Annotated in this window: 16 protein-coding genes; 10 read left to right on the forward strand and 6 right to left on the reverse strand. The window is 45.0% G+C overall.

Annotation, left to right across the window (positions count from 1 at the left end; all coding sequences use genetic code 11):
• The first annotated feature begins 60 nt into the window (after positions 1 to 60).
• Together djlA and M9196_RS10425 are read left to right on the forward strand one after the other, a co-directional pair.
• On the forward strand, positions 61 to 909 hold the full coding sequence (djlA, locus tag M9196_RS10420; RefSeq protein ID WP_250617561.1) for a co-chaperone DjlA: 849 nt from the start codon (positions 61 to 63) through the stop codon (positions 907 to 909).
• On the forward strand, positions 906 to 1,451 hold the full coding sequence (locus M9196_RS10425) for a DUF924 family protein (RefSeq protein WP_250617562.1): 546 nt from the start codon (positions 906 to 908) through the stop codon (positions 1,449 to 1,451). Before djlA ends, M9196_RS10425 begins: the two co-directional genes overlap by 4 nt.
• A 50-nt stretch (positions 1,452 to 1,501) precedes the next feature.
• Here the strand turns inward: M9196_RS10425 and M9196_RS10430 are convergent, their stop codons facing one another.
• From M9196_RS10430 to leuA, 5 genes are all read right to left on the reverse strand, one after another.
• Positions 1,502 to 2,281: a DUF547 domain-containing protein gene (locus tag M9196_RS10430; protein ID WP_250617479.1), complete on the reverse strand. Its 780-nt coding sequence runs from the start codon at positions 2,279 to 2,281 to the stop codon at positions 1,502 to 1,504.
• 207 nt (positions 2,282 to 2,488) lie between these two features.
• The gene (gene leuD / locus M9196_RS10435) at positions 2,489 to 3,091 is read right to left on the reverse strand and encodes a 3-isopropylmalate dehydratase small subunit (protein ID WP_250617480.1); all 603 of its coding nucleotides are present in this window, start codon (positions 3,089 to 3,091) and stop codon (positions 2,489 to 2,491) included.
• Between the two features lie 10 nt (positions 3,092 to 3,101).
• Positions 3,102 to 4,505, reverse strand: a complete 1,404-nt coding sequence (gene leuC / locus M9196_RS10440) for a 3-isopropylmalate dehydratase large subunit (protein WP_250617481.1) — start codon at positions 4,503 to 4,505, stop codon at positions 3,102 to 3,104.
• Between the two features lie 153 nt (positions 4,506 to 4,658).
• Positions 4,659 to 5,747, reverse strand: coding sequence for a 3-isopropylmalate dehydrogenase (gene leuB, locus M9196_RS10445; protein WP_250617482.1), 1,089 nt, complete (start codon positions 5,745 to 5,747; stop codon positions 4,659 to 4,661).
• 58 nt (positions 5,748 to 5,805) lie between these two features.
• The gene (gene leuA / locus M9196_RS10450; RefSeq protein WP_250617483.1) at positions 5,806 to 7,353 is read right to left on the reverse strand and encodes a 2-isopropylmalate synthase; all 1,548 of its coding nucleotides are present in this window, start codon (positions 7,351 to 7,353) and stop codon (positions 5,806 to 5,808) included.
• A 421-nt stretch (positions 7,354 to 7,774) separates the two neighbouring features.
• Between leuA and M9196_RS10455 the strand changes: the two genes are divergently transcribed.
• The 7 genes from M9196_RS10455 (at position 7,775) to M9196_RS10485 (ending at position 18,152) form a co-directional block, all read left to right on the forward strand.
• Positions 7,775 to 8,425 carry a TetR/AcrR family transcriptional regulator gene (locus tag M9196_RS10455; protein WP_250617484.1) on the forward strand — a complete coding sequence of 217 codons (651 nt, stop codon included), beginning with the start codon at positions 7,775 to 7,777 and terminating at the stop codon, positions 8,423 to 8,425.
• Positions 8,426 to 8,445: 20 nt separating this feature from the next.
• Positions 8,446 to 9,744 (forward strand): efflux RND transporter periplasmic adaptor subunit, encoded by a 1,299-nt coding sequence (locus M9196_RS10460; protein WP_250617563.1) that lies wholly within the window; start codon positions 8,446 to 8,448, stop codon positions 9,742 to 9,744.
• Complete coding sequence (locus tag M9196_RS10465; protein WP_250617485.1) at positions 9,741 to 12,842, forward strand: efflux RND transporter permease subunit; 3,102 nt, start codon at positions 9,741 to 9,743, stop codon at positions 12,840 to 12,842. The genes M9196_RS10460 and M9196_RS10465 overlap by 4 nt, the downstream gene beginning before the upstream one ends.
• A 163-nt stretch (positions 12,843 to 13,005) precedes the next feature.
• On the forward strand, positions 13,006 to 13,584 hold the full coding sequence (locus tag M9196_RS10470) for a phosphatase PAP2 family protein (protein WP_250617486.1): 579 nt from the start codon (positions 13,006 to 13,008) through the stop codon (positions 13,582 to 13,584).
• A gap of 10 nt (positions 13,585 to 13,594) precedes the next feature.
• Entirely contained in the window at positions 13,595 to 14,638 is a 1,044-nt protein-coding gene (locus M9196_RS10475; RefSeq protein WP_250617487.1) for an MJ1255/VC2487 family glycosyltransferase, read from the forward strand.
• A 545-nt stretch (positions 14,639 to 15,183) separates the two neighbouring features.
• Positions 15,184 to 16,143 carry a transcriptional regulator LeuO gene (gene leuO / locus M9196_RS10480; RefSeq protein WP_250617488.1) on the forward strand — a complete coding sequence of 320 codons (960 nt, stop codon included), beginning with the start codon at positions 15,184 to 15,186 and terminating at the stop codon, positions 16,141 to 16,143.
• Positions 16,144 to 16,319: 176 nt separating this feature from the next.
• Entirely contained in the window at positions 16,320 to 18,152 is a 1,833-nt protein-coding gene (locus M9196_RS10485) for an AMP-dependent synthetase/ligase (protein WP_250617489.1), read from the forward strand.
• A gap of 194 nt (positions 18,153 to 18,346) precedes the next feature.
• On the opposite strand, the gene M9196_RS10490 is transcribed toward M9196_RS10485, so the two are convergent.
• The gene (locus tag M9196_RS10490; protein WP_250617564.1) at positions 18,347 to 19,636 is read right to left on the reverse strand and encodes a peptidoglycan DD-metalloendopeptidase family protein; all 1,290 of its coding nucleotides are present in this window, start codon (positions 19,634 to 19,636) and stop codon (positions 18,347 to 18,349) included.
• Positions 19,637 to 19,764: 128 nt separating this feature from the next.
• Between M9196_RS10490 and tyrS the strand changes: the two genes are divergently transcribed.
• Positions 19,765 to 20,952 (forward strand): tyrosine--tRNA ligase, encoded by a 1,188-nt coding sequence (gene tyrS, locus M9196_RS10495; RefSeq protein ID WP_250617490.1) that lies wholly within the window; start codon positions 19,765 to 19,767, stop codon positions 20,950 to 20,952.
• Positions 20,953 to 21,112: the final 160 nt, after the last annotated feature.

Raw genomic sequence — 21,112 nt, forward strand, 5'->3', positions numbered from 1 at the left:
ACCTTACAGACACTAGTAGACTGCGAATCAACGCAAAAATTCATAGATAGAGAGCACATTATACAAATGATAGGAAAAATTTTAGGTGTATTCTTTGGCATACTCTTCGGCGGGCCTCTTGGTGCCTTGTTTGGATTGTTCCTTGGGCACCAGTTTGATAAAGCTAGACGTTTGAATCGCGCTGGGTTTAACCGCTCAGGTTTTGGCGGTGTTAATCAAGAAGAGCGCCAGCAAGAATTTTTGAATGCCGCTTACGCTGTCATGGGGCATGTGGCCAAAGCAAAAGGCCAAGTGACTCAAGAAGAAATTCAACTTGCAACCATCATGATGGATCGCATGAATCTTAATGGTGAGCAGAAAAAACAAGCTCAGAACGCATTTAGATTAGGGAAAGAAGCGGATTTCCCCTTAGAACGTACGCTCGACAAGGTAAGAATATCGTCGGGTGGTCGCCATGATCTGCTGCAGTTTTTTTTGGAGCTGCAAATTTCCGCAGCTTTTGCTGATGGCAGTATTCACCCAAGTGAGCGTGATGTATTACATCGCATTGCTCAGGGGCTAGGTTTTTCTGCTGAGCAACTAGAGCAACGACTGCGGATGCAAGAAGCCGCGTTTCGTTTCCAGCACGGTGGTTTCGAAGGCGGGCAGTATCAAGGTGGTCAAGGCGGAAGTTGGCAGCAAGCGAGCAGTGCTTCTCAGCTGTCGGATGCCTATAATGTACTAGGTGTGGACGAATCGGCCGATGCGAAAACACTCAAGCGTGCCCATCGTAAATTGATGAATGAGCACCACCCAGATAAGTTAATGGCGAAGGGATTACCTCCTGAGATGATGAATGTTGCGAAAGAAAAATCGCAGGAAATTCAAAAAGCCTATGACTTAATTAAAAAGGTAAAAGGGTTTAAATAATGATTGGGTACAAGGACGTATTAACCTTTTGGTTTGATGAATTGACGCCGAGTGATTGGTTTTCAGGCGGGGCGTCGATTGATGAGGTTATTGTTGAGCGATTCACACAATTGCATGCTGCCGCTGCTGCGGGTGAATTGTCTTCATGGCGGGAAAGCGCACAAGGGCGTTTAGCCGAAGTGATCGTGCTGGATCAGTTTTCTCGAAACCTGTATCGAGGTCAAGTCGGTGCGTTTGCTTGCGATCCCATGGCGCTGGTTTTAGCGCAAGAGTGTATTGTCCTTAAGTTAGATGCCGCACTTAATACTCAAGAGCGAACCTTTTTATATATGCCATTCATGCACAGTGAATCGTTTGTGATTCATGAGCACGCGGTCAAATTATTTACCGATAATGGCGTGGAATCGACCCTTGATTTTGAATTGCGCCATCAAGTTATTATTGCGCGTTTTGGGCGTTACCCACATCGAAATGAAATTTTAGGACGGTCGTCTACGCAGGAAGAAATTGAGTTTTTGACGCAGCCAGGATCGAGCTTTTAGTTCAGCGGTTATCCTATCCTACGCCAATAACGTTATCGACAGAGCTCGCGTTATTTTGAATTCAACGCCCAGTCATAATCGTAGTCAAGTTGCCCGTTAAATTGGGCAACTTCTGGGCGATATTGGCTGATATGCGCAATCACCCCACCTTGCGCAGAAAAGTCCTCGGCAAACCAGTCGTAAATGGAAGATAGCGTTGCCTTGTCTGTCTGCATATCAATACCTTTGTCACTATTAATAAATGTTGCCGCCGCTTGTTCGAGTAGCGCATGGGTATTTTGAGCATTAAAGGCTTGAGGTTGTAAATTAGGGCAACCCAAGCTTGCACAGTTGACCGCGTAATGTGTGCGTGGATCGTTCCAAATTGGGCGCAAGATCCGGTGCTCAATATCATTTAACGTCAATGTTTGACCTGCGATGGTAATGACATCATCCCCCCAAGGACCAAAGCTAAATAGTCCGCCAAGTTTGGTGATGGACTTTATCGGATAGTCGTCAAGAATAAGATCCACCGTGATGGCGTTATAGAGATTAACCCAGTAGGCATACTGTTCTGCTCGATTCAGTGTTCTTGGATCGGTAGTAGCAAGTTGTTCCAGATAACGCTTTAAGTTTTGCTTGTCATCGCTCGATACGCGAACGTAGCGAACTAACGTATTGTCTCCCTCACTCACCAAATAGCGGTCAAGAAACTGTTGCCAAGGTTGATGGGAAATCACTTGTGCATTGGACTCGTCACTCACATTCCAAAAATTCCAGAGCTCAGACTTTGGGGCAGCCAACACGTTGGTCGCCAGAAAAAGGGCAATAAATGATAATAGTCGAAACATAATGAATATCCGTATTGATGGTGACTAGTTTTAGAAGACCTTAGTCAGCGCTATAAACTTTCATATTGAAGTAATTATTGTCATTGATCGCGGGAAAGCAAGGTAGGCTTTCGTGTCCCGATAGGGTAGGTGTGAGTGATAAATAAAAAATCCCGGCGATAGAGCCGGGATTGATGTGAGTGCACGGTCGAGCTTACTCAAAAATTGTTATTTTAGAAAGCTTGGTATCTGTGCTTCATAGGCCGCTATTTTATCGGCGTGTTGTAGTGTCAGACCGATATTATCCAAGCCGTTTAGCAAGCAGTGGCGACGGAATTCATCGATTTTAAACGAATACTCTTTACCATTAGCCGATACTGTCATTGACTCTAAATTGACGGTGATTTCTGCCCCTTCATTATCATTCACAAAGTGGAATAGCTCATCGACTTCTTGTTCGGTTAATCGAACTGGCACCATTTGGTTATTAATGGAGTTACCGTAAAAAATATCGGCAAAGCTCGGGGCAATCATCACTTGAATGCCATAGTCAGCCAGCGCCCAAGGTGCGTGCTCTCGTGAAGAACCACAGCCAAAGTTCTCACGAGCGAGCAAAATGCTCGCGCCTTGATAACGGGGGGCATTCATGATGAATTCAGGGTTAGGTTGTTGGCCTGCATCATCAAGAAAGCGCCAGTCATTGAACAGGTGCTGACCAAAGCCGGTGCGAGTGACTTTTTGCAAAAATTGCTTAGGAATAATTGCATCAGTGTCGATGTTAGCGATATCTAAAGGGACGACTAACCCAGTGTGTTGTTTAAATCCTGACATGTGTTATTCCTTATGAGTCCAATTCTCTGATATCAACAAAATGACCAGCAATAGCAGCGGCAGCAGCCATCGCAGGGCTGACTAAGTGTGTTCGGCCATCACGACCCTGGCGACCTTCGAAGTTACGGTTACTGGTTGACGCACAGCGCTCTTGAGGACCCAGTCGGTCATTGTTCATTGCTAAACACATAGAGCAGCCAGGTAGGCGCCACTCAAATCCCGCTTCCTTAAAGATCACATCTAGACCTTCTGCTTCTGCTTGAGTTTTTACTTGCTCAGAACCAGGAACAATCAATGCTTGAACGTGAGAGGCGACGGTGCGACCTTTCGCAACAGCAGCGGCAGCACGCATATCTTCGATACGAGAGTTTGTGCAAGAGCCGACAAAGACTTTATCAACGTTATAATCAGTCAATGATTTACCCGCTTCAAGTCCCATGTACGCCAACGCTTTTTCTGCAGACATCTTCTCTACTGGATCCGCAAAGCTTTCAGGTGCTGGAATAGGTTGATCTACCGCGATGACTTGACCCGGGTTGGTGCCCCATGTGACTTGAGGTTTAATGTCGGCACCATTTAGCGTGACTACCGCATCAAATGTCGCATCCGCATCGGTTTTAAATGTGTTCCAATACTCAACGGCTGCATCCCAGTCGCTGCCTTGCGGCGCAAACTTACGGCCTTTAATGTAGTCAAATGTCGTTTCATCTGGTGCAATTAGACCTGCTTTAGCACCGAGTTCGATGGCCATATTGCACACGGTCATTCGGCCTTCCATAGAAAGATCGGTGATGGCTTCACCACAAAACTCAACCACATAGCCAGTACCGCCAGCGGCTGTCGTTTTACCAATAATGGCAAGCACGATATCTTTTGCTGTTACACCTGGCGCCACTTTCCCTTTTACTTCGATCTTCATGGTTTTTGCACGAGATTGTTTGAGGGTTTGCGTCGCTAATACGTGCTCAACCTCAGACGTACCGATACCGAAAGCCAGTGAACCAAATGCGCCATGGGTAGCGGTGTGAGAGTCTCCACATACAATGGTCATTGCTGGAAGTGTGATACCTAACTCAGGTCCCATGACGTGCACAATACCCTGATATTTATGATTAAGGTCATACAGTGTGACACCAAACTCTTCACAGTTTTTTGATAGCGTTTCCATTTGGATACGCGCCATCTCACCTGACGCATTGATGTCTTTCGTTGTCGTGGATACGTTATGATCCATGGTGGCGAAAGTTTTATTGACTTGGCGAACTGGGCGACCTTTCTCACGCAAACCATCAAACGCTTGTGGAGAGGTCACTTCATGGACGAGGTGACGGTCAATATAAAGAATTGGGTTTTCACCTTCGGCTTCTACGGCGACGTGCGCATCATAGACTTTTTCATACAGTGTTTTCGACATTGCTAATTCCTTGCTGTTGGTCTGCGCGAATTATTTCATCACGCAAGCAGAGTATTCTTATTATGATGTCGCGATGACATCGTGTGTCATCGCGTAATTGCCAACCATGTTTGTGGCAAGCTAATTAGTTATTAGCTATATCGCTATTAGCTATTAGCTATTAGCGATATAGCTAGCAATTTTATCGCCCATCTCTGATGTGCTTAGAGCAGGTTTATCACCAGATAGATCTGCAGTAAGTTCGCCAGCAGACAGTGCCTGACTTACTGCAGATTCAATATCTTGAGCCGCGGCTTCTTCACCTAAGCTGTAACGAAGCATCAGTGCCGCAGAGAGGATTTGCGCGACAGGGTTAGCAATGTTCTTACCCGCAATATCTGGCGCAGAACCACCTGCAGGTTCATACAAACCAAACTGACTTTCATTTAGGCTTGCTGATGGCAACATGCCCATTGAACCCGTGATCATGGCACATTCATCAGAGATGATGTCGCCGAAGATGTTTGAGCAAAGCATGATATCGAACTGAGATGGGTCTTTAATCAGTTGCATCGTCGCATTGTCGATATACATATGGTTAAGCGTGACATCTGGGTAGTCTTTTGCCACTTCTTCAACCACTTCACGCCATAAGATAGAGCTTTGTAGTACGTTAGCTTTATCGATGGAGTAAACGTTCTTATTACGCAGGCGAGCAGACTCAAAGGCTATTTTGGCAATGCGTTCAATTTCGTAGCGGTGATACACTTCGGTATCAAATGCTTTTTCTGTTGGACCTTCACCTTCACGTCCTTTCGGCTGCCCAAAATAGATGCCGCCGGTCAGCTCGCGAACCACGACAATGTCAAAGCCTTTAGCTGAGATGTCAGCGCGCAGTGGAGAAAAGTCTTCTAAGCCGCTGTGAATCTGCGCGGGACGCAAATTACAAAACAGTTGGAAGTGTTTACGCAAAGGAAGTAGGGCGCCACGCTCTGGTTGGTCATTGGGTGCTAGATGTTCCCATTTAGGACCGCCAACGGAACCAAATAGAATCGCATTGGAGTCTTCACAGCCTTTGACTGTGCTGTCTGGAAGCGGACAACCATGGTTATCAATGGCGATACCACCCACATCAAATTCTTCGCAATCAAATGTGATGCCATGTTTCGTTTCAATTGCATCCAATACTTTGTGTGCTTGAGCCATTACTTCTGGTCCAATGCCGTCGCCTGGTAATACTGCAATTTTATATGTGCCTGCCATGGTGTCCTGTTCCTTACTTGTTGTATTTGCGTTAATTTTTAAAATGCTTGATAAAGACTTAAACGGTCTCTACCTTTTTCTGTTTTATTTCTTCTACTTGATTGGCACGGTGAATGCTGTTGATCACGTGCAGTAGTGCTTGACCAGAGGCTTCGACAATATCAGTTGAAACACCGGTCCCGTGGTATTTACGTCCTTTGTAGTTGGCGATAATGTCGGCTTGACCTAAACCATCCTCGCCTTCACCTTTTGCAGTCAGATCGAATTTATCTAGAACAATGTCGTACCCTGTTACACGGTAAATACATTGATAAAGCGCGTCAACCGGGCCATTACCTACTGCCGCTTCGCAACGCTCTTCATCACCACATTGAATTTTGATGCTGGTTGTTGCCATGATGCTACCAGACTGAACGCTCAAGTAGTTGAGTTTATAGAAGTCGTCTTCTTCGCGAAGATTTGAGAAATACATCAAGGCTTCTAGGTCGTAGTCAAAGACTTGCCCTTTGCGATCCGCCAGTTTCAAAAAGTCGTCATACAATGCATCTAGGTTATATTCAGCTTCGTTGTAACCCATTGAGTCCATATGGCTCTTCACGGCCGCACGGCCGCTACGGCTGGTAAGATTCAACGCTTTGTTTTTAAGACCAATTGACTCAGGAGTCATGATTTCATAGGTGTTTTTATTTTTGATCATGCCATCTTGGTGGATGCCTGAAGAGTGGCTAAATGCATTGGCACCAACAATAGCTTTATTATCTTGAATAGGCATATTACAAAGCTGGCTGACCAATTTACTGGTGCGGTGCAGTTCTTGATGATTTAGACCTGTTTGCACGCCCAATAACTCTTGGCGAGTTTTGATGATCATGGCAATTTCTTCTAGCGAACAGTTACCCGCACGTTCACCAATGCCGTTAATGGTGCCTTCAATTTGACGTGCGCCCGCTTGGACGGCAGCAATCGAGTTAGCAACCGACATGCCTAAGTCATCGTGGCAGTGCACAGAAATGATGGCTTTGTCGATGTTAGGAACTCGGTCAAACAAGGTTTGGATAATGCCACCAAATTCATTAGGCACGGTGTAGCCGACGGTGTCCGGAATATTGATGGTTTTTGCGCCAGCGTTGATGGCGGCTTCCACCATGCGGCACAGGTTATCGATAGGCGTTCGGCCCGCATCTTCACAAGAAAATTCGACATCGTCAGTATAGTTACGGGCATGTTTGACTGCTTTTACTGCCATTTCGACTACATCGTCGTAACTGCGGCGCAATTTATCTTGTACGTGTACCGTCGAAGTAGAAATAAACGTGTGGATACGAAAAGCATCGGCAACTTTCAGGGCTTCTGCTGCCGCATCGATGTCTTTGGCTACCGCTCGAGACAAAGCACAAACTCGACTATTTTTGATGTTCTTAGCAATGGCCTGTACAGACTCAAAATCACCTGGCGATGAAATTGGGAAGCCAGCCTCGATAACATCCACACCTAAGCGTTCGAGAGCAAAAGCAATCTGCAGTTTTTCTTTTACTGTCAAACTTGCTGAAAGAGCCTGCTCGCCGTCACGCAACGTGGTGTCAAAGATAATTACCTGGTCATTCATATTTGCTTCCTCTTTGTACAGGTTAATCGTTTACGTCCTGTTCGATTGATATAAAAAAGCCCGCATCTCGATGCGGGCTTTAAGAAAATTCTTAGTGGTGTTTTTCAGACACTGGCTACCCGCGCGTTTTGTTCACGATAAGGAGGAGGCTCAGCAGGAGAGAAAAACGTAATGTCATTGTTATACATTCCACGAAATTTGGTTAACAAATTAGTACCGCACTCACCGTTCATCGTCAAGTCTTTCCTCTCTTTTTTCTAGTTATCGGAGGAGTAAGATGAAAATTAGATGCTGTCATCACTATTTAATCAATTGATTAAATAGTGATGAATTTAAACGCTCTCGATGTGTTAACTAATTGCTCTATAATTAATCGATTGATTAATTATAGAGATCAGAGATCAGAGATCAGAGATCAGAGATGCAAGAGAGCGATGTGGCGATAAAAAGAAAGGTTGGACGACCTAGTAAGCAAACTGACACCAGAGAAAAACTGTTAAGTCATGCTCGTGATTTGTTTGTCGTGATGCCTTATGACAAGGTTTCTACTCGCCTTATCGCCCAGCGGGCCGGTGTCAATATCGCGATGATTCGTTACTATTTTGGTAATAAAGAGGGGCTGTTTGAGGCAATGATTCGAGAGACGATTCAACCGATGAAGCAACAAATGGAAGCAACCTTTATCTCGGATGATCACAAAAACATCTTTGAGTTTATGCGAATCTATTATCACGAGATGAATAAGGTGCCACAGTTTCCAAGGTTGCTCTCTCAAGTTATGCATATGCCGCCATCGGCCACACAGCGACGCCTGTTTGAGAAAGTCTTTAGCGATATTGGTCGGCCTGATCACGACTTAATCTTTGGCAAATTACAATCCGCGGGCTATTTACGAGATGGAGTGGATCCTAAGTTATGTAAAGTCTCCTTTATTGCCCTCATGGTTTTCCCTTTCCTTGCCCCCCCTGCGATGTTGCAACTGCATGGTATTGAGCTAACGGAAACCTTTCTCGATGAGTTACTCGACCACAATATCCAACTTCTTACGCGTGGCTTGCTACGTACTAATTAATGAAAATCAGAATGTTAACGATGAAGTCTATGAATAAGAAATTACTGTTTTTTCCTGCGCTTGCTGTTGGGGTCGTCGTATTGATTGCCGCGATTAATTTAAGACCCGATATTCCAACAAAGCCTGCTGGTGATCGAGCCAGAGTGGTGGATATCCTTACCATGCAGCCGAAAACTTCTTCTCCTTTAGCGGTGGGTTTTGGTCGTGTGACGCCAAAGCTTGAATGGAAGGCTATATCAGAAGTATCGGGTGAAGTAGTGTACAAACACCCTGCGTTAGAAAAGGGCAACATCGTTGCTGCGGGTACGGAAGTACTGCGTATTGATCCACTCGATTACGAACTCAGGTTGTCACAGGCGATTGCCGATGTGAAATCCAGTCAGACGCAGCTCGCGCGTATTGATCAAGAAGAAATTAATTTAAAGCAAACGCTAACCATTGAGCTTAATCGCCTGACGTTAACAAAGAATGAGTACCAGCGACGAGTCGATCTTAATAAGCGAGGCCTAAGCTCGCAGTCGGATGTGGATACCCAGAAGCAAAACATGCTGTCACAACAAAAACTGGTGCAAGAGCTACAAAACCAGCTTGCGTTGCTACCGGACGAAAGAGAGGTGGCGCTTGCGGTGGTCAATGTGAATAACGCGAAAGAGCAAGAAGCGCAGCGACTGCTCGCCAAAACACGCATTTACTTACCACAGACATTGCGAATTGCCGAAGTGGATGCCGAGGTCAATCAAGTGGTCAATCAGCAGCAAGCCATGGTCACGGCACACGGTACTGACATGATGGAAGTGGAAGCTCAGTTATCCATACACGATCTTCAATTGATTGCGACTACGCTTAATGGCGATGAAAAAAATCCGCTACAAAGCCTGAACGCGGTCGTTGAGTTAAGTAGCGGTAACCTGTTATCAACATGGCCAGCAAAAGTGGTTCGTGTGAGTGAAACGGTGGATCCTAACCAAGCAACGGCAGGTGTGATCTTAGAGATCCCACAAGCGACAACAGGAAATGGTTTGTCTGATACACCGCTGTTGGTCAATGGAATGTTTGTTAAGGCGATCATTGAAGGTAAGCCGCAGCAAGCGTGGCTCATTCCAGAGCGAGCTTTACATGGTGATAAAGTCTACCTCATGGATGCAGAGCAGCGTCTCGCTATCATGCCGGTTACGGTTGTGTATCGCCGTGATAATCAGGTATCAGTGAAAGGGGCATTTCAAGGGGGAGAGAAACTGATCCTGAATGACTTATTGCCTGCGATCGAGGGCATGCTGCTTAGAGATTCAAGCGTGAAGCAGGAGGAACCTGAGTCATGATTCGTTTCTTCGCAAAGCACCCTACTGCTGCCAACTTGTTGATGCTGGCCCTCGTGATACTGGGTCTATCTTCATTATCGACGATCAAACGTGAGACGTTTCCCGAGTTCAGTCCTCCTTACATCATGGCGGCGATCACCTATCCTGGCGCTTCGCCTCAAGAAGTGGAAGAGAGTCTATGTATCCGAATGGAAGACGCCGTTGATGGCTTAGCGAACATTGAAGAGACCAAGTGTGAGGCGATTGAAGGTTCAGCCCGTCTGACATTAAAGCTATCTGAGAAAGCGGATATCGGTCGTATGCTGGTGGATGTTCAGACTCAGATTAATTCCATCAATGATTTTCCTGATGAGATCGAGTCCCCGATTGTCCAAGAATTAGATTGGAACGAACCTGTGGTCGATATTGCGATTACCGCGGATACCGGATGGCCAGAACTCAAAGCCTACGCCGAACAACTCAAGAGAACATTGAAACTTGACTACGGTGTGTCATTGGTTGAGGTCAGTGGCTTCTCTGATCATCAGTATCGTGTTGAACTCAATACCCAAGTGATGCGACAACTTGGGCTTAGTGTGAACGATATTGCAGCTAAAATTGGTAAACAGAACGTTAAGTTGCCAAGTGGTAATGTTGAGACAGAGGATAAAAACTTCCTTATTCGTTTTGATGAGCGTCGAGTATCGCCGCAAGAGCTTGCTTCTTTGGTTATTGGCTCAAGTTCTTCAGGTGCGTTGATTCGTCTTAATGATGTTGCGACGATTACCGACAGATTTGAGTTGGATGAGCAGAAAGTGTTGTTTAATGACAAGCCTTCGGCAGTGCTTAAAATCAGCAAAAACAAAGAAGACGATGCACTTCGAATTAAAGACAATGTGGTGCAATTTGTTGAAGAACAACGCGCTATAGCCCCGGACGGCGTGACGCTAGAAATGACCAACGATATCTCATCTGTGTTGTGGGATCGTTTGACCATGATGGTGAAAAATGGCTGGCAAGGGATCGTTTTAGTATTTGCTACCATGTGGCTATTCTTTAGCTTCCGTTACTCATTTTGGGTGGCGGCAGGTTTGCCCGTCGCCTTTTTAGGTGGCTTGTTCTTAATGGCGAGTCTTGGGTTATCCATCAATATTATGTCGTTAGTTGGGCTGTTAATGGCGATAGGGATCATGATGGATGATGCCATCGTGATTGCTGAGTCGATCGCCTCGCATCTTGATCGTGGACAAAAAATTGATGACGCGGTCATTAATGGCGTTAAGAAAGTCCTACCCGGTGTGATTTCCTCATTCTTAACCACCGTGTGTATTTTTGGCAGCTTGTTGTTCCTTGATGGCGAAATGGGAGCGGTATTGAAGGCCGTGCCCCAGGTACTGATTTTGGTATTGTCGTTGAGTCTCATCGAGGCATTTTTAATTCTGCCGAGCCACCTATCTCACTCGTTACATAAACAGAAAAAAGAAAAACCGCCGATTAAATTTAAGCGTGTTTTGTTAGAGCGCTTTGAGAACTTTAGAAATACTACGTTAGTTAATGCCGTCGATCGGGTCGTATCGCAGCGCTATGCCTTTATGGGGGGAGTGCTGTCATTACTCCTAGTTTCTGTTGCGTTAATTGCGGGTGGCGCGGTGAAGTTTGTACCATTTCCAGAGCTTGATGGTGATACCGCGGAAGTTCGTATTATTTTGCCGCCCGGTGCGTCGCTAGCGCAAACAGAAAGAGTGGTCGATCGCGTTGTCGCCTCGGCTAAAAAGTTAAATGTCGAGTGGAGTGAGAACAATGAAGGGGGACGAACGTTAGTTCAGCAGATCACCAGCCAGTTTAATACCAATCAAGATGCCAACGAATCAGGGCCTCACCTTGCCACCGTTCGACTGGATCTATTAGGGGCGGAACAGCGAAATACCCTCATCGATGACTTTGTCGATGCGTGGCGTGAAGATGTTGGTGAGTTAGCGGATCCTATCTCGCTGGTATTTAAACAACCAACGATGGGGCCAGGTGGTCGAGCGATTGAAATTCGTATTAAGCATGACAATCTTGAGCAACTTAAAGCCGCGTCTATCGATATTCAGCAGTATCTCAATGAATTTGATGGTGTGCATGGTGTTCTTGATGACATGCGATTGGGTAAAGAAGAAATTCTAGTTAAGTTGCGTCCTGGAGCAGAGACATACGGGGTAGATGGACAACTGATCGCCAATCAATTACGAGCGGCTTTCTTTGGTCAAACGGCTGATGAAATTCAGCTTGGTGTCGAGAACATTAAAATCGAGGTGAAACTCAACAAGCACGATATCGCTGATGTTCAGCAATTGGCCAATTTCCCGATCATTCTCCCTGATGGGGCACAATTGCCGTTAGGTGCCATCGCGACTATGGATTTTCAGCGTAATTATGTCAGGATCCAGCGAATCGATGGTCTACGAACCATCAGTGTATTTGGGGATACCGATAGTAGTAAAGTCAGCTCATCTGAAATCATTCGCCAATTCCAGAATGAGGAAGTCCCAATCCTTAAGCAAGCTTATCCAGGACTTCGCTTTGATTTTGAAGGGTCAGCAAAAGATACCGAAAAAACGGGTTCCTCAATGGGTAAAGGGTTCTTACTCGGACTGTTTGGTGTGTTTTGTATTCTAAGCTATCAGTTCCGTAGTTACTTAGAGCCGTTTGTGGTCATGTTGGCCATTCCACTCGCTTTCATTGGTGTGGTTTGGGGGCACTTGTTACTGGGACACTCCTTGAGTATGCCAAGCATTATGGGGTTTGTGTCGTTAGCTGGCATTGTTGTTAATGACTCCATCTTACTGGTGCAATACATACGTCATCACGTTGATGAGGGGGAGTCGGTTCATGACTCGGTAGTGAAAGCCAGTCGAGAGCGCTTTAGAGCGGTATTCCTAACGTCGATGACAACAGCGGCAGGGTTACTGCCACTGCTAATGGAAACCAGCATGCAAGCTCAGGTTATTCAGCCGTTAGTGATCTCTATCGTATTTGGTATTTTTGCTTCCACATTACTTGTTTTGTTTATGATTCCATCAGCTTACGCCATATTAGCGGACTGGGGGCTAGTACATAAACACGAAGAAATTTAACCGTTAGTCGCGCTCTTTCCTTCGTAAGCAGGACCGTAAAAATTAGTGAGGTAAGTCGTTACCTCACTAACCTTCATCATAACTCCAACAATTCGTCACCTAACTGTCATGCAACCTGACTATTTTTTGATCATACGAGATTATCTATGACAAGGAGTAGGTCATGCGTACTATTGAACCGATTGCTCGTTTCGACCTGGCGTTTTCATTATTTTGTTTGGATCACCGTTTTAATGCGCAAGTCGCACAACTGAGTCGGCTAATTTCTAGAAGTGGTGATGGGCCTCTTTATGCCTGCATAGCAGCCTTTGTTTGGTGTATTGATGAGCGTGTAGGCGAGGCCTTTCTTGCCGTTGCTTTACTCGCTTTTGCCGTTGAACTCCCTATTTATTGGGTGGCGAAAAATAGTTTTAAACGCCGTCGTCCACAAGAGCTTTGTCAGTACGTTCAGCCCTTCATCACCCCATCCGATCGCTATAGCTTACCTTCCGGGCATACCGCGGCTGCATTTCTTATGGCGACCGTTATTGGCCATTTTTATCCAGAGTTTTTCTTTGTTTGTCTGGTTTGGGCGACTTTGATTGGTGTGTCGCGAGTGTTACTCGGCGTGCACTTTTTAACGGATGTTGTGATTGGGGCGGTGCTAGGCGTTTTGTGCGCGATGTTTGCACTGAATTGGGTTACTGCAAATTATATAACGTCAAACTCGATCGTACTGGGTTACGTCGAATTACTGGCTTGAGGGGATGTGCGTGAAGATTCTATATGGAGTTCAAGGAACAGGAAATGGTCATATCGCCAGAGCGAGAGCCATGAGTGAAGCACTACGCACCCATGACGTCGAGGTGGATTTTTTATTCTCTGGCCGTGACAAAGAAAAGTATTTCTCGATGGAGCAATTTGGTCAATACGAGACTCGACGCGGATTCAGCTTCGTAACGAAAAATGGCAAGGTTGATTATCTGCAAACGGCAACGGACAACAACATACTCCATTTCATGCAGGAAACGCGATCGTTGGATGTCAGCCACTATGATTTAGTCGTGAACGACTTTGAGCCTATCTCTGCTTGGGCGGCGAAGCGTCAAAAGGTGCCCACGGTGAGCATCAGTCATCAGAATGCTTTTCGCTTCGACGTACCACAAAAAGGGTCAAATTGGTTGGACAGCCAAATTATTCAACATTTTGCGCCTTCGGATCACCAATTAGGTTTGCATTGGTACCACTTTGATCAGCCCATTTTACCACCGATTGTGCATACTCAATCCCATGAGGTAACGTCAGATGAGATGGTTCTAGTGTATCTGCCGTTCGAAAGTCTCGATGTCATCATTGATCTTTTAGTGCGCTTTGTTAATCAGCCATTTGTTTGTTATCACCCTGATATTGTTGAAATGGAGACCATAGAAAATTTGACGATGAAGCCATTGAGTCACCAGACGTTCCAAATTGACTTACATCGATGTAATGGTGTCATTGCAAATGGTGGTTTCGAATTGCCTTCTGAAGCATTGAGCTTAGGCAAGAAGTTACTGGTAAAGCCCTTAGAAGGGCAGTTCGAACAACAAAGCAATGCCGCGACACTAGAAAGCCTTGGATTGGCTCATAGTATGGATACATTAAATGCGTCTGTCGTTAGAGATTGGTTAGATGAGCAACAAGCAGAGCGAGTGGTTTACCCGGATGTTGCGAGCGAGATAGCACAGTGGTTAATGTCGGGGGAGTGGCATTGCAGTCAGTCGTTGCGCCAACGCTTGTGGGAGAAAGTGGACTTCCCGAGCTATGTTTCAATGTGAGTACGAATCGTAGGGACACTAATTCGATACCTAGCCATTAGGTATTGCCTCTCGTTTAAAGGTATTGAACAGCAGAGAAAGCGACGTATTGTCGCTTTTTTTTCGTCTGAATGATGGCCAGTCATTTGGAGGGGGAATGAATGGTGAGATTGGCATTCACCTCATCTATCTCTTTTGATGGCAGGTTGAGTGCCGACCTATAGGGTTTTTCGATGCAGGGTTTCTATCGTTAAATTACACTCATATAGCTTTCATTTATCATTTTAGAGGTTATTTGCAACAAAGCTTATCAAAAATGTAATTTATCTTTTTTTATAATACATGTAAGCTATTGTTGTTTATGGTTATTGTATTGACGACGGTAAAATATGATGATTCTTTCTCAATCTAGTTGGTGTTGAAGTTATTATTAGTGGATAGTTTGCTTCGTCCTCGAACTATGCAGAGGATTAATGGAACATTGTAGGGTACAGAAATGAACGACACTCTTTTCTGCTTAATCCTTACCCACATATTCGAGATTGAAATTTAACGAGGCTTACTAAATGTTAGACAAAAAAGATGCTATGAGCGCAATCGCTAGCTACCGCATGGAAAGCACATTACGTGGCGTAGATCTAAACCTATTAACTGTATTTGACGCAGTAATGCAGGAACAGAACATTACTCGTGCCGCGCACAACTTAGGAATGTCACAACCAGCAGTTAGTAACGCCGTAGCGCGTCTAAAAGTGATGTTCAATGACGAATTGTTTATGCGCCAAGGTCGCGGTATTCAGCCAACTCAGCGCGCTCGTCAGTTGTTTGGTCCGGTTCGTCAAGCATTACAGTTGATTCGTAATGAGCTACCAAGTTCAATTTTTACGCCTGAGACCTCGACACGTTTATTTAAGATGGCGATATGTTCTCCGTGCGATATGCGTTTTGCGCCAAGAATCATGAAAAATATTGGTGAGCAGGCGCCATACGTACAGTTGCATTTAGATGCGGAAGCGGACCGTCAATTGGCTGACCGTATGCGTTATCAAGAAATCGATTTTGTTATCGATTACGCACGCTATGATGCGCAAGGCTTTTCAAGCACTGAAATTTTCCAAGATGAGCTAGTGGTTGTGGCGTCGAAAAATCACCCACGTATTCATAACGCAGTGAGCGTTGCTCAATTAAGCAATGAAAAGCACGCGAAACTGTCAAAAGTACACGGCGTTCGTAGCTTCTCTGAGCATGCTTATAAAGATTTAGATTGCCAAGCCTCTTATGAAGGCACTAGCCTAAGCAACGTTCTGTACGTTGTGGGACAATCAGAGCTTGTGACAATTGCACCGCGCTGGATGGTAGAAAACGCGGTCAATAAAGACCAGTTACAAGTGATTGCATTACCATTTGATAATGCGATGATTAGCGGCTACCTAAGCTGGCATGAATCAAGCGAAAAAGATAAAGGTCACATCTGGTTACGTGATCAACTGATGATGATTTGTGGTGAAGTTGTCGCACTAGCGTAATTCACACCCAATGAGAATAAGCCCTTGATATTAGCTTTGAAGCCTAGTATCAGGGGCTTTTTTCGTTACATTATTTATTAATAACTTTGATTTGAGTCAGTTGCCTTTTTTATCATCATAGGTACACTTGTTCGCTGAAAAGGCTTACATGTGTACGCTTAAAGGTAAGATAGAACATGGCTAATTTAGAATTCCATATTGTAAAAAAGATTCGCGACAGGATCACGCAAGGTGGCGACAAGATCGCCTTAAAACACAAAATTAACAATGTGTGGCAAGGGATCAGTTGGAAAGAGTTTGGCGCTAGTATTGACGCGCTGTCTCTCGCTTTGCTGAATAAAGGAATCCAACCTCAAGATAAGATCGGTATTATTGCCAATAATATGCCGAAATGGACAATCGCTGACTTCGCCTCGCTACAACTGCGGGCGGTGACGGTACCCATTTACCCAACCAATACCCCTGCTCAAACCAGTTATATTCTTCAAAATTCCGATGTGCGCATTCTATTTGTAGGCGAACAAGAACAGTTTGACGCGGCGCTTTCTATTTATGAAGAGTGCCCACAACTCGAGTGGATTGTCGCAATGAGCGACGACATCGAGATGACTGATGATACGTATGTGACACGTTGGGATGACTTTGTCGCTACGCCGAGTGTTCAACCAGAACATCTTGAGCAAACGCTACAAGCGCGCATTGAACAGGCTAATTTTGATGATCTTTTGACGCTTATCTACACATCAGGAACAACAGGGCAGCCAAAAGGCGTGATGTTGGACTACCAAAATATCGGTGCTCAATTAAAAGGGCACGATGAGCGTTTGAGCCTGTCAGAAGACGATGTGTCGTTGTGTTTTTTACCGTTATCTCATGTCTTTGAGCGTGCCTGGACCTTCTATGTTTTATACAAAGGGGGAACCAACTGTTATTTGCAAGATACGATGCAAGTTAGGGATGCGCTAGGTGAGATCCGACCAACGGTGATGAGTGCTGTTCCACGTTTCTATGAGAAAATCTTCTCGGCTATTCATGAGCGTGTTTCGAAGGCTCCAGTTCATCGCAAGGTATTGTTCACTTGGGCGGTGAATATGGGCGCTAAAATGGCGCAATGCCGTCAAGATAATGTTCAGCCTTCCTTTATGTTAAAGAAGAGCCATGCATTAGCGGATAAAATTGTACTGAATAAGCTACGTGAATTGCTCGGTGGTCAAATTAACTTTATGCCATGTGGTGGTGCGAAACTTGATGCAACCATTGGCCGTTTTTTCCAAGCGATTGGGATTAACGTGAAGCTTGGTTATGGTATGACTGAAACCACGGCAACGGTCTCATGCTGGGATGATACTTGTTACAACCCAGATTCGATTGGCATGCCGATGCCAGGAGCGGAAGTAAAGATTGGTGACAACAACGAGATCTTAGTTCGTGGCCCTATGGTGATGCGTGGCTATTACAAAATGCCAGAAGAAACGGCGAAAACCTTTGATGCCGATGGGTTCTTAAAAACCGGTGATGCTGGCGAGTTTGACGATAATGGTAATCTGTTTATTACTGATCGAATCAAAGAACTGATGAAAACCTCGAATGGTAAATATATTGCTCCTCAAGCCATTGAGGGCGCTATCGGTAAAGATCATTACATTGAACAAATCGCCGTGATCGCTGATACCAGAAAGTTTGTTTCTGCGCTTATTGTCCCTTGTTTTGATACGCTTGAAGAATACGCCAAGGAACTTAATATCAAATACCACGATCGTATTGAGTTGATTAAGCACAACGAAGTGGTTGAGATGTTCGAAAAGCGTGTTTTTGAGTTGCAAAAGGGCTTGGCTAAATTTGAACAAGTGAAGAAATTCAAATTGCTGCCACGTGGCTTCTCGATGGATAAAGGTGAATTAACACCGACTCAAAAATTACGTCGTAAAGTGATCAATGATCGCTACCAGGACGAAATTGAAGAGATGTACAACGATCATCCTCATAAGCACGATAAAAAAGACAAGTAATCGGTCGATAACAAAAAGCCCTCAGAACTCTGTTCTGGGGGCTTTTTGTTTTTATGATGTCAGGGTCAGTGAGTGCGTAAAGTACGCCCCCTGTACCTTACAGGGAGTGATTAGGTCATGTTCTATATCTGTATCTATATCTAATAGAACCATAGAACCATAGAACCATAGAACCATAGAACCATAGAACCAAATTATGGCTTAGCTAATAATAAGTTACTGTAACGTTCCATCTTGTTTAAGCGAACTTCTGCATTGGCTAGGAAGGTTTGCTTGGCTTTGCCTGCTAGCGATTTCGATTGAGGCAGCTTGACTGTCCTAGCGTTTTTGTGCACGCCGTTGACTAAAAACTCATAGTGTAAATGAGGTCCAGTAACCCGTCCTGTGCCACCCAGTGTACCAATGGTTTGTCCCTGCTTAACTCTTTGTCCTGTTTTCACCGTACGCTTGGTTAAGTGAAGGTACTTAGTGATGTAGGTATTGCTGTGCTTAATAAAGACGTAGTTGCCATTAAATTGGTTATAACTCGACTTTTGTACCACCCCGTCTCCGGCAGCCCAAATCGGTGTGCCTACTGGTGCTGCGTAATCCGTTCCTCTGTGTGCCCTGACTTTTCCTGTTACCGGATGGCGACGTGTAGGGTTGAAGTTGGACGTCACACGACGGAAATCAAGCGGAGAACGCAAAAAGGCTTTCTTCATGGCGCGTCCATTTTCATCATAGTAGCTGCCAGTATTGTCATCGAGGATCGCTTTAAATGTGTCGCCTTGGTTCTTAAATACAGCGGCGATAATTTTACCTCGCCCAATCACTTCACCTTCCACCACTTTCTCTTGATACAGCAGCTCAAAATGATCACCTGAGCGAATGTCTAATGCGAAGTCGATGTCCCAACCAAATATACCGGCCAGCTCCATAATTTGATTGGCCGTTAGTCCTGCCCCCATACCTGCATTCCAGAAGTTTGAGGTGATCTCTGCCTCGGCATAGTTATATTGGTAATCGATTTCTTTCTTGCTGAGTTCAGAGTGAAAGCCATTGTCAGTGCGAGTGATAACAAACGTTTCGTAGTCACTGATCTTTCGTTTTAGCTGCAGCAACTCATTGTTTTCATCAAAGCCAAAGATTAGCTTGTTGCCGGGTCTAAGCCGAGATAACTGTTTTTCAATATCCTTGTTGGTATTCACAAGATCGTAAAGCAGCCGAGCGGACAAACCAACTCGTTGAAAAAGTATGGCTGCGCTTTCTCCCGAGCGAACGGAATGTTCTTCCCAATTGAGGACGACGGTAGGGGGTTGTTCGTTGACGATACTCAACGCCGACGCTTTAATTTTCAGAGGGTAGTATTTCCCAACCTCCAATTTATTGGGGTCGTCGTGGAGATCGGCGGCGTCGGGCAGAAATAGTGCCACAACAATTAGCGCCGTAAAAAAAGCGATAAGAGCTCGATGAAGCCAAGGGAGGCGCTTAAAAACAGATACCATGAGGATTAATTCAACATTATTTTCTAAATTTCCTGAACCATTTAGTCTAACTGGTTTCAAAAAACATCGCTATTCAAGTAAGATGTTCAACTATTATATTTTTGCCAAATCTGTGGGAGTGAACAAGAATGGCGAACCTAGAAACAGCATTGGCTGAAATTAAACGTGGTGTTGATGAGCTAATTCCAGAAGAAGAGCTCATTGCAAAGCTTAAAGAGAACCGTCCTCTACGTATTAAGCTAGGTGCCGATCCTACAGCACCGGATATCCACTTGGGACATACAGTAATTCTGAACAAACTGCGTACGTTCCAAGATTTAGGTCATGACGTTACATTCCTTATTGGTGACTTTACGGGCATGGTCGGTGATCCGACGGGTAAAAACACAACTCGACCACCGCTGACTCGTGAAGATGTGCTTCGCAACGCCGAAACGTATAAAGAGCAAGTCTTCAAAATTTTGGATCCAGCGAAAACAAAAATTCAGTTCAACTCTGAGTGGCTGTCTGAACTTGGCGCGGAAGGCATGATTCGTTTAGCCGCAAATCAGACGGTTGCACGTATGCTTGAGCGTGATGATTTTAAAAAGCGTTATAACAATGGCCAGCCGATCGCGATTCATGAATTTATGTATCCTTTGCTACAAGGCTATGACTCAGTGGCAATGGAAACGGATGTTGAGCTTGGTGGTACTGATCAAAAGTTCAACCTACTAATGGGACGTGAGCTGCAAAAAGCACATGGTCAAAAGCCACAGGCTGTGCTGACTATGCCACTGCTTGTTGGACTGGATGGCGAGAAGAAAATGTCTAAGTCAGCTCACAACTACATTGGTGTGAGTGAAGTCCCAACTGAAATGTTTGGCAAAATCATGTCAATTTCAGATGTATTGATGTGGAGCTACTACGAGCTACTGTCTTTCCGTCCTCTAGAAGAGATTGCGCAGTTTAAAGCTGATGTCGAAGCGGGTAAGAACCCACGTGATGTTAAGATACTGCTAGCTAAAGAAATTATCGCACGCTTCCACTCACAAGCTGACGCAGATGCTGCTGAGCAAGAGTTCATTAATCGTTTTCAGAAAGGCGCGATGCCAGATGAAATGCCAGAATTTGAGCTAGAAGCAGGAATTGCGATCAACAACTTGTTAAAAGATGCAGGCTTGGTGGGGTCAACTTCAGATGCAATGCGCATGATTCGTCAAGGCGCGGTGAAGATCGATGGCGAAAAAGTAGAAGATACCAAATTGGTGCCAGCAGCGGGTCAAGCGGTTTACCAAGTAGGTAAACGTAAGTTTGCGCGAGTGACGTTGAAGTAATCGCAACGGTATTTAATACCTGTCACTCCTGCCTGTGCAGGGGGGACATTGCTAAGACTCTAATGTTTAGTTCAGAGTGCTTATTAAACCTCCTTCGGGAGGTTTTTTTGTATTGGGAGTCGTTTATCTACAGGCATAAAAAAACAGACGCCGCAGCGTC

Source organism: Vibrio methylphosphonaticus (genome assembly GCF_023634655.1).
Taxonomy (GTDB): domain Bacteria; phylum Pseudomonadota; class Gammaproteobacteria; order Enterobacterales; family Vibrionaceae; genus Vibrio; species Vibrio methylphosphonaticus.